This is a genomic window from Pseudomonas sp. 06C 126, assembly GCF_001855215.1.
Taxonomy (GTDB): Bacteria; Pseudomonadota; Gammaproteobacteria; order Pseudomonadales; family Pseudomonadaceae; genus Aquipseudomonas; species Aquipseudomonas proteolytica.
This window is the reverse complement of the sequence record NZ_MIFU01000100.1, coordinates 15,103-30,110: the sequence shown is the minus strand read 5'-3', so window position 1 is coordinate 30,110 and position 15,008 is coordinate 15,103. Positions and strand designations below refer to the sequence as shown.

Genomic DNA, 15,008 nt, shown 5'->3' with positions numbered 1-15,008 from the left:
AGTCCGATCATGACCCTTGTTTCCCGTTGCCTGCTGGCCCTGGGTTTTTTGCTGAGCAGTGCCTGTGCCCAGTCCCCCGCGCCTTTTACGCCACCTGCCGAACGACTCAAACCGGTCAACGAAGCGCCGTGGCCGAAAAACCATTTCCTGGGCATTGCCTACCACGATGTCAACGACCGTGACCCCGACCAGAGAGTGGTGGCGGTGCGTACCGAACGCCTGATCGAACAGTTGTCCTGGCTGCGCGAGAACGGCTACCAGGCGGTCAGCGTCGACCAGGTCCTTGCCGCCCGCGCCGGTGGGCCGCAGCTGCCGCCCAAAGCCGTCATGCTCAGCTTCGACGACGGCTATTCGAGCTTCTACACCCGCGTGATGCCGATCCTGCGTGCCTACCAGTGGCCGGCCGTGCTGGCGCCGGTGGGCAGTTGGGTCGACACGCCGTTGAACCAGCCGGTGGATTTTGCCGGCGTGCCCCGTGACCGCGGGGAGTTTTTGACCTGGCAACAAGTGCGCGAAGTGGCGCAATCGGGCCTGGTGGAAATCGCCGCGCATACCGACGCCCTTCACAAAGGTGTGCTGGCCAACCCCCAGGGCAACATGGAGCCGGCTGCGGCTACCCGGCGCTATGACCCGGTCACCCGCAGTTATGAGCCCGAAGCGCAGTTCCAGGCGCGGATGCGCGCCGACGTCGCGGCGATTTCCAATAAGATCCGCGCCGTTACCGGCAAGGCCCCGCGTGTGTGGGTCTGGCCATACGGGGCGGCGGACGGCACCTCTCTGGCGGTAGTGGGCGAGCAGGGGTACCAGATGGCCCTGACCCTGGAGGACGGCCTCGACAACCTCGGCAACTTGATGAGCAGCCCGCGCTTTCTGGTGGACAACGACCCGTACGGCGAAGACTTCGCCAACAGCATGGTATCGGCGCAGGTCAAAGCGCCGATGCGCGTACTGCATGTGGACCTGGACCAGGTCTACGACCCGGACAAGGCGCAAGAAGTGCGCAACCTCGACGCATTGGTCCAGCGCGTGCTGGACATGGGCGTCGACACCGTGTTCCTGCAGGCGTTCGCGGATCCCAAGGGCGATGGCCTGGCGCGTTCGCTGTACTTCCCCAACCGCCACCTGCCGATGCGCGCCGACCTGTTCAACCGCGTCAGCTGGCAGTTGCACACCCGTGGCGGCCTGGTAAAGGTCTACGCCTGGATGCCGGTGCTCAGCTTTGCCCTGGACCCCAAGCTGCCCCGCGTCAGCCGTTGGGACCCGGCCACCGGCAAAGTGGACGTCGACCCCAAGCAGTACCAGCGGCTGTCGCCGTTCGATCCCAAGGTGCGCAAAATCATCGGTGAGATCTACGAAGACCTCGCCCGTACCAGCGCTATCCATGGGGTGTTGTTCCACGACGACGCCGTGCTTTCGGACTTTGAAGACGCCAGCCCCCAGGCCCTGAAAACCTACGCAGCCAACGGCCTGCCGGGCAGCATCCAGGCACTGCGCGCCGACCCGGAGGTGATGCAGCGCTGGACCCGTTTCAAGAGCCGCTACCTGATCGACTTCACCCATGAACTGACCGCCAAGGTCCGCACCCTGCGCGGCCCGGAAGTGCTCACCGCGCGCAACATCTTCGCCGAACCGATGCTCAACCCGGCCAGCGAAGCCTGGTTTGCGCAGAACCTCGACGACTTCCTCCAGCACTACGACTGGACCGCGCCGATGGCGATGCCGTTGATGGAAGGCCAGTCGTTGAAAAACTCCAACGCGTGGCTGGAAAAACTCGTGGCCACGGTCAAGGCCCGGCCCGGGGCGATGCAGCGCACGGTCTTCGAATTGCAGGCCAAGGATTGGCGCACCCCGGCCGCCCCGGATCTTTCCGGTGCGCAAATGGCCGAGTGGATGGGCGTGCTCAAGCGCCAGGGCGCCAGCAGTTTTGGCTACTACCCCGACAACTTCCTGGAGAATTCGCCGGATCTGAACACCGTGCGTCCGGCCCTTTCCAACAAATGGAATCCTTGACTCATGTTCGACAGAATCCTAGCTCTTCTCGTTTTGGCATTGGTGTTGGGTGTGCCCCTGGGCCTGATCTTCCTGGTCACTGGGCAGTTCCTGATGGAGTTCGTGTTTTTCTACCCGTTGTTCATGTCCGGGCTGTGGATCGCCGGTGGCCTGTACTTCTGGCTGCACTGGGAACGCCACTGGCCATGGGCCGATGACACCCCGGCGCCGGTGCTCAAGGGCGAGCCGCTGATCTCGATCCTGATCCCTTGCTACAACGAAGGCGACAACGCCGCCGAGACCATTGGCGCGGCGTTGGCCCAGCGTTATCGCAACCTGGAAGTGATTGCGATCAACGACGGCTCCAGCGACAACACCGCCCAGGTGCTCGATGCCCTGGCGCTGCATGAGCCGCGCTTGCGCGTGCTGCATCTGGCGCAAAACCAGGGCAAGGCCGTGGCCCTGCGCATGGGCGCCGTGGCGGCCCACAGTGAATACCTGGTGTGCATCGATGGCGACGCCTTGCTCGACCGCAATGCCGCCGCCTACCTGGTGGCGCCGATGCTCGACAACCCGCGTCTGGGAGCGGTCACCGGCAACCCACGGATCCGCACGCGCTCGACCTTGATCGGCCGGGTGCAGGTAGGCGAGTTCTCTTCGATCATCGGCTTGATCAAGCGTACCCAGCGGGTGTTCGGGCGGATCTTCACCGTATCCGGCGTGGTGGTGGCGTTTCGGCGGGCGGCCCTGGACCGGGTCGACTACTGGAGCACCGACATGATCACCGAAGACATCGACGTGAGCTGGAAGCTGCAACTGGACCACTGGAGCATCTTCTACGAACCGCGCGCGCTGTGCTGGATCCTTATGCCGGAAACCCTCGGTGGCCTATGGAAACAGCGCCTGCGCTGGGCCCAGGGCGGCGCCGAAGTGCTGTTCAAGAACATCCGTGGGATCTGGCAATGGCGCCACCGCTACCTGTGGCCGCTGCTGTTCGAATACTGCCTGTCCACCGGCTGGGCCTTCACCTTCCTGCTGTCAGTGATCTTCTGGGGCGTGGGTAAAGTCGTGCCGTTGCCCGAGGCGATTGCCGTCGGCTCGCTGATGCCACCGGCCTTCACCGGCTTGCTGCTGGCGGTGGTGTGCCTGGTGCAGTTTGCCGTGAGCATCATGATCGACCGGCGCTACGAGCGCGGCCTGTGGAAAACCCTGTTCTGGACCGTCTGGTACCCGCTGGTGTTCTGGCTGGTGAGCCTGTTCACCACCCTGGTCAGCTTCCCCAAAGTCCTGTTCCGCCAACATCAAAAACGCGCGCGCTGGGTCAGCCCGGATCGCGGCATCAAGGCACCTGCCAAGGAAGTGAACCCATGAACCTGATCCGCACCCCACAGCGGCCTGTGATGCAGGCCATCGATATCTTCCTGACCCTGATGGCCTGGGCCGGCCTGGTGCTCCTGCTGGTGCGCGGCCTGGTGCCGATGCTCGATAGCAACGGCGGCCCACGCATCGATGCACCGATTTTTGCCGCGTTGAACACCTTGCAGATCTACCTGTGGATCGCTCTGTTCAATGCGGTGCTGCTGATCAGCTGGGCGCGCTACCAACAACGGCGCGGCAAGCAATTTGCCCAGCGCCGTGCGGCAACCAAGGCGCTGAGTGACCACGGCCTGAGCGAGAGCTTCCGCCTGGCGGCGGGGGAGCTTGAGCAACTGCGCAGGCCGGGGGTGTTGGTGATTCATAACGATCAGGAGGGTGGGGTGCAGGCGGTGACGACACAACAGCGAAAGCTGAAGCTGGTGGCGGAACGCGCCGTGTAGGAGCCGGCTCGCCGGCGATGGTCGTCAACGATGACGCTGGGCACCTGACACCCTGCGGCGGTCTCGCGGCCGTCATCGCTGGCCAGCTCCTACAGGGAGGGCTCTGCGGTACCTATCGTCAGAAATGGGATCCAATTCACAAAATAACCGCGAACTTTTCCGCCTCTTTGGCTACTAAACCATCTCGGCACAACATTGATGGCTAACTAATGGCAACTTTCAAGTTGCGCCGAAAGCTGTATCAAAACTGATACCGCTTGTCGGAATAAAAATTCCGAATACAAGCATTTAATTATTGCTGATAGTTTTTATCGTTATTTATCAGCATCTTACAGGTGATTTAATTTTTAGCTTCAACTAGCCGAACATTTTGGCTGGGTGGAAGTTCGATGTTAGTTTGCCGCCCCTTGTTATTCGATGGATCGAACATGCCTTCGTTATTGCCACGGATTCGGTATTCACTGTGTATTGCCCTGTTCGCCCTCTGCGCGTCTAACAGCGCGGTGGCTGCGACTTCGCCAGGTGATCAGGACCTGATCCGCGAGCGGCAGAACCGCCTGCTTGAAGAGCAGCGCCGGCGCCTCGAAGACCTCAAGGAATTGCCCGGCAAAGAAGTCAAACCCGCAACGCCCACCGCTCCGGTGGATAGCCGTTGCTTCCCGATCAAGACCATCGAGCTCAAGGGCGCCGACAACCTGTCCGCCACCGAGCGTGAGCGTTTGATCAAGCCCTATATAGACAAGTGCCTGGGCGTGGCCCAGCTCAATCAACTGCTCAAGGCCGTCACCGATCACTACATCGACAAGGGCATGGTCACCAGCCGTGCCTACTTGCCGCAGCAGGACTTGTCCAAAGGGCATCTGCAAGTGTTGGTGGTGGAAGGCAAGCTCGAAGGTTTGAAGGGCGCCGACGACAGCACGTTGTCGGCACGCGAGTTGGCCATGGCTTTTCCGGGTAAAAACGGCGACTTGCTCAACTTGCGGGAAATCGAGCAGGCCATCGATCAGCTCAACCGTTTGCCCTCCAACCAGGCACAAATGGAACTGGCCCCCGGCGATGCCATCGGCGGCAGTTCGGTGCTGGTGAAAAACAACCCGCAAAAGCCCTGGCGCGCCAGCCTGTCGCGCAATAACGACGGGCAGAAAAGTACCGGCGAGCAGCAGTGGGGCGCCGGCCTTGAGTGGGACAGCCCCCTGGGCCTGGCCGACCAGTTGGTGTTGCGCGGCGGGCATGACGCGATCAGCGATCACCAGAAGACTTCAAAGAACGGCATGCTCTATTACAACGTACCGTGGGGCTGGTGGAACTTCAGCTACACCTACAGCGAGAGCGACTACCGCGCACTGGGCCAGGCCGACACGTTCAGCTTCAAGCAATCGGGCGACAGCCAGAACCACCAACTGCGCGCCGAACGCGTGGTGCATCGCGATGACGTGAGCAAGACCTCGGTCAACGTCGGCCTGTCCCACTTGCGTACCAACAACTACGTGCTCAGCACTCGCCTGGACAGCAGCACGCGCTTGAGCGAGATGCAGGTCGGCATCAACCACGGTCGGCGGGTCGGCAGTGCCTTCGTCAACATGGATCTGGGCATGCAGAACGGCATTGGCCTGCTCGATGCCCAGTCCCAGGACGAACGTGGCGAATTCGGCAGTCGCCAACCCAATTCGCGCTACCGCAAATACACCGCCACTGTCAGCTACCTGCAGCCGTTCACGCTGTGGGGCGAGTCGTTCAGCTTTACCAGCCTGGCCACCGGCCAACGCAGTGAAGACATGCTGTTCAGCCCGCAGCGCATGAGCCTCGGAGGCTCGTCTTCGGTGCGCGGCTTCAAGGACCAGCAACTCAATGGTGACAGCGGCGGCTACTGGCGCAACGACCTGCGCTGGTCGCGGCCGGTGCTGGTGGAGTGGTTGCGCCCGGCCTTCGGCGAATACGGTGTGAGCCTGGGTTATGACCAGGGCGTGATCCGCAACGACCGCTACAACGACATCGTCCACGGCCGGGTTTCCAGCAACTCCGTGGAGCTGTTCGCCCGTGGCAAAAACGTCAGCACCAGCGTGACCTTTGCCCACTCTTTGGAACGTCCGGCAGTGATGAGCGAGCGCGAAGCGCCGATCTACTTCCGGATGGATTTCTACCTGTAATTCAACGCCTAGCCGCATCGAGAATTTGACATGGACGTCCGCCAGTTTGCCTTCCTCGCCCGCCTGCCTTCTGCTGCCTTGAAGCGTCGTGACGCGTTCTGCGGCCTGCCCAAGCGCGGCCTGGTGCTGATCCTGGCCAACGCGCTGTTCTGGCAACCGCTGCTGGCCCAGGCCGACGGCATCGTGGTCAGCGGCCCCGGCACCACAGTGGGCGCGGCGGGCAATGGCGTGCCGGTGGTCAACATCGCCACGCCCAATGGCAGCGGCCTGTCCCACAACCACTTCAAAGACTACAACGTCGGCCCCAATGGCGTGATCCTCAACAACGCCGGCGGCCCGTTGCAGTCCACCCAACTGGGCGGGATTATCGTCGGCAACCCCAACCTCAAGGGCGGCTCGGCGAATGTCATCCTCAACGAAGTCAACGGCGGCAGCGCCAGCCAGTTGCGCGGCTACACCGAAGTGGCGGGGCAGTCGGCCAAGGTCATCGTCGCCAACCCCTATGGCGTGACCTGCAATGGCTGCGGCTTTATCAACACCCCCAACGTGACCCTGACCACCGGTAAACCGATCCTCGATAACGGTCGCCTGGACCGTTATCAGGTCGATGGCGGCGCAGTGACCATCGACGGCCAGGGCTTGAACGCGAGCAACGTCGACCGCTTCGAAATCATCACCCGCACCGCCAAGATCAACGCGCAGATCAATGCGCGCAACCTGACCGTGATTGCCGGGCGCAATGATGTTGAGGCCCAGACGCTAAAAACCACCGCGCGTGCCGACGATGGCAGCGACAAGCCTGCGTTGGCGATCGATTCGTCGGCGCTGGGCGGCATGTACGCCGGCGCGATCAAGCTGGTGGGCACCGAGGCCGGTGTCGGGGTGAAACTGGACGGCACTTTGGCGGCCAGCGCGGGCGATATCCAGCTCGATGCCAACGGGCACCTGAGCATGGCGCAAGCCGCGGCCAGTGGCGCGATCGACGTCAAGGCGGCGAGCCTCGACGCCAAGGGCCCGGCCTACGCCGGCACCGCCCTGACGGTGAAAACCAGCGGCGACCTGAACACCCAGAAAAGCCTCGCAGCCCGCGATACGGTGCGCCTGAGCAGCGGCGGCAAGTTGACCAACAACGGCGTTATCGAAGCCGGCGTAAATGCCGATAACACCCGCACCACCACCGGCGACGTCAGTCTCGACGCCCGCGATATCCGCAACAACGGTAGTGTGGTTGCCAGCCGTACCGCCACCGCCAAGGCCAGCCAGACCCTGGATAACCAGGGCGGTGTCATCAGCGCCAGAAAGGCCCTGGACGTCACCGCCAGCACTGTGGATAACCGCAACAAAGGCCGCCTGTTGACCAGCGGCAGCACCCAGTTGACCGCCGCTGCGCTGCACAACAGCCAAGGCGAAATCATCAGCGATGGCGCGTTGCAGGCCAACGTTGCACAGGTCAATAACCAGGGCGGCGTGGTGGTCAGCCACGACACCCTCAGCGTGGCCGGCGACAGCCTGGATAACAGCAACAAAGGCGTGATTTCCAGCGCCGCCGCGCAAACCCTGACCCTCAGCGGCGCACTCAACAACAGTCAGGGCGGCGCCATCGACAGCGCCGGCGCCTTCACCTTGCGCGGCAACAGCCTGGACAACAGCGCCGGCAGCCTGACCGGCAACGGCGCACTGACCCTCGACCTGCTGGCCGACCTGATCAACCGCAACGGCAAGCTGGCCAGTGCCGGCCCGCTGTCGATCGAGCGTGTTGCAGCCCTCGACAACCAGGGCGGCAAACTCACCAGCCAAACCCTGCTGACGGTATTGGCGGCCAGCCTGGACAACCGCAACAGCGGCACCCTGGCGGCAAACGCCGGGCTGACCCTGAACACCAGCGGCCTGGTGCAAAACGACAACGATGGCCTGATCCACAGCGAAAACGCCGGTCTCAACCTGACGGTCGGCAGCTTGAACAATGCCGGGGGCAAGCTCTCGGCCAAGGCAGGCGATGCGCTGATCAACGCCGGTGTTTTCAACAACGGTAACGGTGGTGTATTCGCCGGCCAGCGCGTGCGCCTCAGTGGCGGCAGCGTCGATAACGCTGGGCAGATAGCCGGTCAGCAGGTCGATCTCAGCCTGCTGGGCGCCCTCAACAACCGTGGCCTGATCGAAAGCGCCAGCACCCTGGATATCACCGCCGCCAGCCTGAGCAACCAGGGCGGGCAATTGCGCGCCCTGGGCACCAGCGGCCAAAGCCGCCTGGCGATTGGCGGCGTGTTGGATAACAGCGGCGGCAAGCTGGAAGCGGCCAATGCCGACTTGAGCCTGGCCGCCGGCACCTTCCAGAACCAGGGTGGCAGCGTGCTGCATGTGGGCACCGGGGTGTTCGATATCGCCGGGATCAACCTCGATAACGTCGGCGGCAGTCTGGTGACCCAAGGCGATTTGAGTCTAGATAAAACCAACTGGACCAACAGCAGCCTGATCCAGGCCGGCAACCTCACGGTCAATGTCGACACCCTTGAGCAAACCACCACCGGGCAATTGCTCGCGTCCAACCGTATCAAAGGCACGGGCCAGAACTGGTCCACCCAGGGCGTGATCGCCAGCAACGGCAGCCTCGACCTGAGCCTGGGCGGCGCCCTCAACAACACCGGCCGCCTGACAGCCGCCACCGACTTCACCCTGGCCAGCGCTGCGGTGAACAACCTCGGCACCCTGGGCAGCGGTCGCGCCATGACCCTGACCACCGCCAGCCTGCTCAACCAGAACGGTTTGCTGTTCAGTGGCGGCGATATGAGCCTGCGGGTCGAGCGCCTGAAAAACCTCGGTGCCGATATCTATGCCATGGGCAACCTGAGCATCGACCGCGACGGCAAAGGGGCCTTGGCCACCAGCATCCTCAACAGCTCGTCGAGCATCCAGAGTGACGGCAGCCTGAGCCTGGCCGCTGGCACTATCCAGAATATCCGTACCGTGTTGACCAGCGAGTCGGGGATCTATAGCGCGTCGATCAGCCCGGTGCAGTGCATTGAAAACGTCAACGGTGGCGACTGCGACGGCGGCAAGGAAAACCGTCCGTTCTTGATCGCCCAGCGTGATCGCCTGAGGGTCACCGACGCCAGTGCGGCCTCCAGCATTACCTCTGGCGCCAACCTGCTGTTGGTCGGCGGCGATGTGCTCAACAGCAGCAGTAGCATCGCTGCGGCCGGCAGCCTGACGGCGCGGGTCAACCAGTTGACCAACATCGGTCTCGAAACCCACGACACCCTCACCGAGCGTGTGTTCTCTTCTGAACGTACCCGTCACCCGGAAGGCTACAACCGGGCCGCTGCGCAATTTACCCAGCGTTATTCGATGGGTGGCGCAGCCTACGACCCCAATAATCTGGGCGGCCTGGAAGCGGCGATGGCCGGCTTTATCGGCGGCATGGAGCGCCAGTGGGGCGATACCAAAACCACCCAGCTGGCGGCTCCCGACCAGCGCTACGCAGCGGTGATCCAGGCGGGCGGCGCGGTGAATATCCAGGCCCAGGCCGGTATCGATAACAGCGTGGTGCGCGGCGGCTACACCTACGTTGGCAGCGGCGCGAAGACCGACACCAACGCCCCCGGCTTCTCCACCCAGGTGCACCTCAACGGGCAGTTGCCACCGGACGTCGCCCAACAACAAGTCAACCCTCTGGGCCTGCCGGGCTTCAGCTTGCCCACCGGCCAGAATGGCCTGTTCCACTTCAGCGACGGCAGCGGCGTGCAGGGTCTGCCCAACAGCCAGTTTGCCGCCAACCCGCACAAGTACCTGATCGAGACCAACCCGCAGCTGACCAACATGGCTGAGTTCTTGAGTTCCGATTACATGCTGGCCAAGTTGGGCTACGACCCCGATACCAGCCAGAAGCGCCTGGGCGATGGCTTCTATGAACAGCGCCTGATCCAGCAAGCCGTAGTCGCCCGTACCGGCCAGCGTTTTATCGACGGCCAGACCAGCGACGCCGGTGTGTTCAAGTACCTGATGGACAATGCCATCGGCGCGCGCCAGCAACTGAACCTGGCTGTGGGCGTGAGCCTCACCGCCGAACAAGTGGCGGCCCTGACCCACGACATCGTGTGGCTGGAAAACGCCAGCGTCGCCGGCCAGCAAGTGCTGGTGCCGGTGTTGTACCTGGCCCAGGCCAGCAATCGCCTGGCCCCCAACGGTGCACTGATTTCCGGCAGCGACCTGAGCCTGATGACCGGCGCCAACCTCAACAACGTCGGCACGCTGCGCGCCACCAGCAACCTGGGCGCCAATGTGGGCGGCAACCTGAGCAATAGAGGGCTGATGGAAGCCGGCAACCGTCTCGACCTGCTGACCGGCAATAACCTCAACAACCGTGCCGGCGGGATCATCGCCGGGCAGCAGGTCAACCTGGTGGTGGGCGCCGACCTGCTCAATGAGCGCAGCGTCACCACGCACCAGAGCGCCAGCGACTACCGCATCGAGCGCACCGATTTTATCGACAACGCGGCGCGCATCGAATCGGCCAGCACCCTGGCGATTCAGGCCGGGCGCGATATCAACAGCGTCGGCGGTGCCCTCAAGAGTGGCGGCGACACCACCGCCCAGGCGATGCGCGACGTGAATATCGTCTCGGCACAAACCCTGGACAGCGGCGCCATTGGCAGCCGTTCGCGCCACGAGATCATCACCCAGCAAGGCTCGGTGGTTGAAGCCGGGCGCGACTTCCATGTGGTCGCCGGGCGTGATGTGAGCGCAGTGGGCAGCCAGATCGAAGCCAAGCGCGATATCAGCGTCGGTGGCGTGCGCAACGTCAACCTGGCAGCGGCGGCCAACGAGCAGCATTCGGCGTACAACTCGAAAAAGGTCAAGAGCATCGAGGACCATGTCAGCCAGGTGTCCACCGTGCTCAAGGCCGGCGGCAACCTGACCTTGAATGCGGGCGAGGATTTGCTGTTGCTCGCCAGTAACGTCAGCGCTGGCAATGAAGCGTACCTGGTGGCCGGCAAGAACCTGGCCCTCAAGGCCGCCGAAGATCAGGACTACAGCTTCTACAGCAAGACCAAGAAAAGCTCGTCCGGGAAAAAATTCCGCCTCGATGAAACCGACACCGTCAACAACGTGGGCAGCAGCGTCAGCTCCGGCGGTAACAGCACCCTGGTAGCCGGTGAGAACCTGCTGCTGGCGGGCAGCAGCGTTGCCGCCGACAAAGGCGCGGCAAAACTGGTGGCGGGCAAGGATGTGCAAATCGTCGCCGTGACCGATGCCGAAAGTGCGCGGCATGAGCGCAAAGAAAGCAAAAGCAGTTGGGGCGGGCTGAAGTCGAGCAAGGTCCAGGACAAGGTTGACGAGAAACGGACCATGGCCGTGGGCAGCATGGTTTCTGGCGAGACGGTCAGCGTGGTGGCGGGGCAGGATGCGAAAGTGACCGGTTCGGCGCTGGTCAGCACCGGCGACCTGGCCGTGCAGGCCGGGCGTGACCTGACCATTGATGCGGCGCAGAACACCTTTTCGCGCACCGACATGCATAAGGAAAAAAATCGCGACCTGACCGGCGTGTTGACCGGCAACAAGCTGGGCCTGGACGACATCACCGGCAATCAGCACCTGTCGATCAGCAGCAGCAAACACAACGGCACCGCCCAGGAAACCACCCTGACCGGCAGCACCATCGGCTCCAGCGAAGGCAATGTTTCGTTGATTGCCGGGCGTGAGTTGAACGTGGTCGCCAGTGACCTGGTCAGCACCAAGAACATGGACCTCAGTGGCTCCAACGTGACCATCACCGCCGGTGCTGAAACGGCGCGGCAAACCACGCAAGACAGCTCCAAAAGCCTGGCCGTGGGCCGGGTGATTGGCGGTGCGGTGATTGATACTGCGCGCAGCATCCACGATGCCACTGAAGCGGCGAAGAACGCCGATGACCCGCGCCTCAAGGCGGTGAAAATCGCCCAGGCTGCGCTGGCCGCCTACAACCTGGGTGGCCAGGCCTCGGACGCCAACGGCCAGAGCGCCGGCTTCAAGAACAAAGAGGGCGGTTCGCCCAGCAACGGGTCGTTGATCAAGATCGGCACCGAACTGGCCAACACCCGCAGCAAGGCCAGCAGCGAGTACAACAGCCTGACGGCGCGCCAGAGCACGCTCAATGCGGGGCAGGATCTGTCGATTGTCGCCACCGGCGAAGCGCCTGGCACCCAGGGCAATATCGAGATCACCGGCAGCAGCCTGAAAGCCGCCAACACCTTGTTGCTGGCCAAGAACAACGTGTTGCTGCAAAGCGCCCAGGACACCGTCGACCGCAAGAACGATGGCTCGACCAACAAGACTGCCATTGGCGCCAGCTTCAACATCGGCGAGCAGAACGGCTTCACCCTCGACCTGGGTGCACAGGGCGCGAAAAACAACGGTAATGGCAACTCGGTAACCCAGGTCAACACCACCCTGGACACCGGCTCGCTGCTGCTCAAAAGCGGCGGCGACACCACCCTCGCCGGTGCCCAGGTGCGCGCCGATCGCATCCAGGCCGACATTGGTGGCGACCTCAATATCCTCTCGCGTCAGGACACCGAGTCTTCGCGCAGCAAGCAGAGCAGCGCAGGCTTTGGCGCGAGTATCTGCATCCCGCCGTTCTGCTACGGCTCCACCGTCACCGGCTCGGCCAGCATCGCTGCGGCCAAGATGAACAGCGACTACAAGGCCGTGACCGACCAGACCGGCCTGTTTGCGGGGGCCGGTGGCTACGACATCAATGTCGGCAAGACCACCACCTTGCAGGGCGGGGTGATTGCCAGCGAAGCGGCGGCGGTGAAGAACCGCTTGAGCACCGATCGCCTGATCGTCAGTGATATCAAGAACACCAGTGAGATCCAGAGCCAGTCGGCGGGCCTCTCTGCATCATTCAGCAGCAGCGGCGGCACCTCACCGGGTGGCAGCATTCCTGTGGCGCTCAAGGAAGACGAGCGCAGCCACACCCGCAGTGCGGTCAGCGATGGCACGATTGTGGTCCGCAACCCCGAGGGCGCCAATGACCTGGTGGGGCTCAACCGCGACACCGCCAATGCCAACCAGAAGCTCGACCGCCCAGACGAAAAGGCCATGCAGGAGCGCATCGACCTGATCCAAAGCTCGGCGCAATTGGCCAGTGGGGTGATCGGTGCGGTAGCCAAAGCCAAGGCAGATGAAGCCAAGAAGCTTGGGCAAGAGGCAAAAGACCAGGCCACCGCGGGCTCGCCAACGGCGGGTGCTGCGGCCCAGGCGTACGAGACGGCGAATGCCGAGGCGCTGCGCTGGCAAGTGGGTGGCGACAAAAAACTGATGGCCGATATTGCGTCCGGGCTGATTGCCGCCGGGCTGGGCGGCGCTACCGGCGGTACGGCGGTGGGGATCGTGGCCAATACATCGGCCAGCGATATCTTCAATAAAATCGGCAGTTTTGCCGACGAGCAGAAAAACCGCAAAGACATCGACAGCGCAACCAAGGCCGCCTGGGCCGAAGGCGGCGCAGCGCGCGTTATGTTGCACGCATTGGCGGGCGCTGCGTTGGGGCTTTCCAGCGGCAATGTGCAGAGCGGCGCGTTGGGTGCGGGCGCCTCGGCGGCGCTGATGCCCTCGATTCTGCAAGCGCTGGAAGACAGTGGCATGAAAGAGGCCGACCGTAAGGCCGTGGCTACGCTGATTGCCTCCGGCGTGGGGACGGCGGTCGGTTCCGGGCATGGCACCGGCGGCGCCATTGTTGCCGGTGGCACTGCGGCCAGCGTGGATCGGTACAACCGTCAGTTGCACCCGGACGAGATCAAGTTCGCCTCCGACAAGGAGCGCGTCGATCGCTATGCACAAGCGCAGGGCATCACCGAAGAGCAAGCACGCATAGAGCTGCTGCGAACGGCGGCGGCGATGGTCGATCGCGGCTGGAACACCGTGTTGGGTGTCGAGGATGGCAACACCACGACGGCGGCCAGCTTCTTGCGCAGCGAGCTTTCGCAGTCCAAAAGCGCGGACCTGTTCCAGGTCAGCCTGGCCGATTACAACAATGAACGGCTGGGTCTGTCGCGCCTGATGAAAGACCGGCCGTCGGTTGAAAACCTGGTCAAGTACATTGAGCTGGTCGACCCTTACAAGTACCTGCATGACCCGAAAAACATGGCCGAAATCCTCAATGCCAAAGGTCAGGGCAGTGCCGAGGGTATTGCTAATGCCGTAGAGGATCTGGCCAGTTTCGGTTCCAAGACGGCGCTTTGGGCGATGAGTACCGTCAATTGCCCAAGCTGTGGCGGCCGGCAATTTATCGCGGCGGTAGAGGCGGTGCAGAGCTTGCCCGAAGAGCTGAGGCTCAAGGGCTATCTGGACACCCTGCATATCATGCAGGGCTATGGCGCCGACGTGCTGCGCCAGAACGAGATGATCGCCACCTCTACCGGCGTGGGCCTCGGCCTGGGCGGCGCGGGTGTCGGTGGTGCTGGCGCGACGACCACCCGCCTGACCGGCGAGCTGGCCGGGGCGGTGGGCAAACGCTTCACCGGTATCATCAACGAAGCGGCCGAGCAGGCACTGCTCAAGAGTGGCGGTATCTATGGGCCTGATGGCAAGCCGCTGATGGACCTTGGGGTTTTGACCAGGGAGCAGAAAGGTGTGATGGGAGACTTGTTTGGCGAGCGCTCTGTGCGGCAAATCGTTCCCGAAGGACAGAAGCTGGCCCGCGTGCCGGGTATCGGGGAAACAGGGGTCGATGATCTTTATAAGGTCACTCGCCCGGATGTCGACTTTGTTGTTATCGAGTACAAGTTCGTTGGGGATAACAAGAAGTCTGGCTCCTCGGGGTTAGGCAATACGCAAGATGGCAAGCAAGGCTCGACCTCATGGATTCTTGGCGGCGATCGTCTGGAACGTGCGGTTGGAGAGAATCAGAGTATGGATGTACGGCTCGCCGTGGACGCGAACCGCACGGAGACTTGGGTCGTGAGAACGCGTCCAGATGGCGCGACAGAAATTGAAGTGCTTGATGCCCGCGGAAAAATCAAAGCGGTAGACACGTCTAAAATTTTACCGTCCGAAAGACGTTAATGAGGTTCTC

The 15,008-nt window shown here is 62.8% G+C and carries 5 protein-coding genes; all 5 read left to right on the top strand.

The window, feature by feature from the left end; translation table 11 throughout:
• Window positions 1-9: 9 nt before the first annotated feature.
• The 5 genes from pgaB to BHC62_RS19735 all read left to right on the top strand — a co-directional run bounded on the left by pgaB (window position 10) and on the right by BHC62_RS19735 (window position 14,998).
• Window positions 10-2,010: a poly-beta-1,6-N-acetyl-D-glucosamine N-deacetylase PgaB gene (gene pgaB / locus BHC62_RS19755; RefSeq protein ID WP_029298824.1), complete on the top strand. Its 2,001-nt coding sequence runs from the start codon at window positions 10-12 to the stop codon at window positions 2,008-2,010.
• 3 nt (window positions 2,011-2,013) lie between these two features.
• Window positions 2,014-3,360, top strand: coding sequence for a poly-beta-1,6-N-acetyl-D-glucosamine synthase (gene pgaC, locus BHC62_RS19750; protein WP_029298825.1), 1,347 nt, complete (start codon window positions 2,014-2,016; stop codon window positions 3,358-3,360).
• Entirely contained in the window at window positions 3,357-3,806 is a 450-nt protein-coding gene (pgaD, locus tag BHC62_RS19745; RefSeq protein ID WP_070995871.1) for a poly-beta-1,6-N-acetyl-D-glucosamine biosynthesis protein PgaD, read from the top strand. The genes pgaC and pgaD overlap by 4 nt, the downstream gene beginning before the upstream one ends.
• A 428-nt stretch (window positions 3,807-4,234) precedes the next feature.
• Entirely contained in the window at window positions 4,235-5,953 is a 1,719-nt protein-coding gene (locus BHC62_RS19740; protein ID WP_029298828.1) for a ShlB/FhaC/HecB family hemolysin secretion/activation protein, read from the top strand.
• Between the two features lie 30 nt (window positions 5,954-5,983).
• Window positions 5,984-14,998 (top strand): hemagglutinin repeat-containing protein, encoded by a 9,015-nt coding sequence (locus BHC62_RS19735; protein ID WP_070995870.1) that lies wholly within the window; start codon window positions 5,984-5,986, stop codon window positions 14,996-14,998.
• The last annotated feature ends 10 nt before the right edge of the window (window positions 14,999-15,008 follow it).

Bases quoted from the DNA above. Each gene is read 5' to 3' on its own strand.
- pgaB (WP_029298824.1), top strand. From the start codon at position 10: ATGACCCTTGTTTCCCGTTGCCTGCTGGCCCTGGGTTTTTTGCTGAGC.
- pgaC (WP_029298825.1), top strand. From the start codon at position 2,014: ATGTTCGACAGAATCCTAGCTCTTCTCGTTTTGGCATTGGTGTTGGGT.
- pgaD (WP_070995871.1), top strand. From the start codon at position 3,357: ATGAACCTGATCCGCACCCCACAGCGGCCTGTGATGCAGGCCATCGAT.
- BHC62_RS19740 (WP_029298828.1), top strand. From the start codon at position 4,235: ATGCCTTCGTTATTGCCACGGATTCGGTATTCACTGTGTATTGCCCTG.
- BHC62_RS19735 (WP_070995870.1), top strand. From the start codon at position 5,984: ATGGACGTCCGCCAGTTTGCCTTCCTCGCCCGCCTGCCTTCTGCTGCC.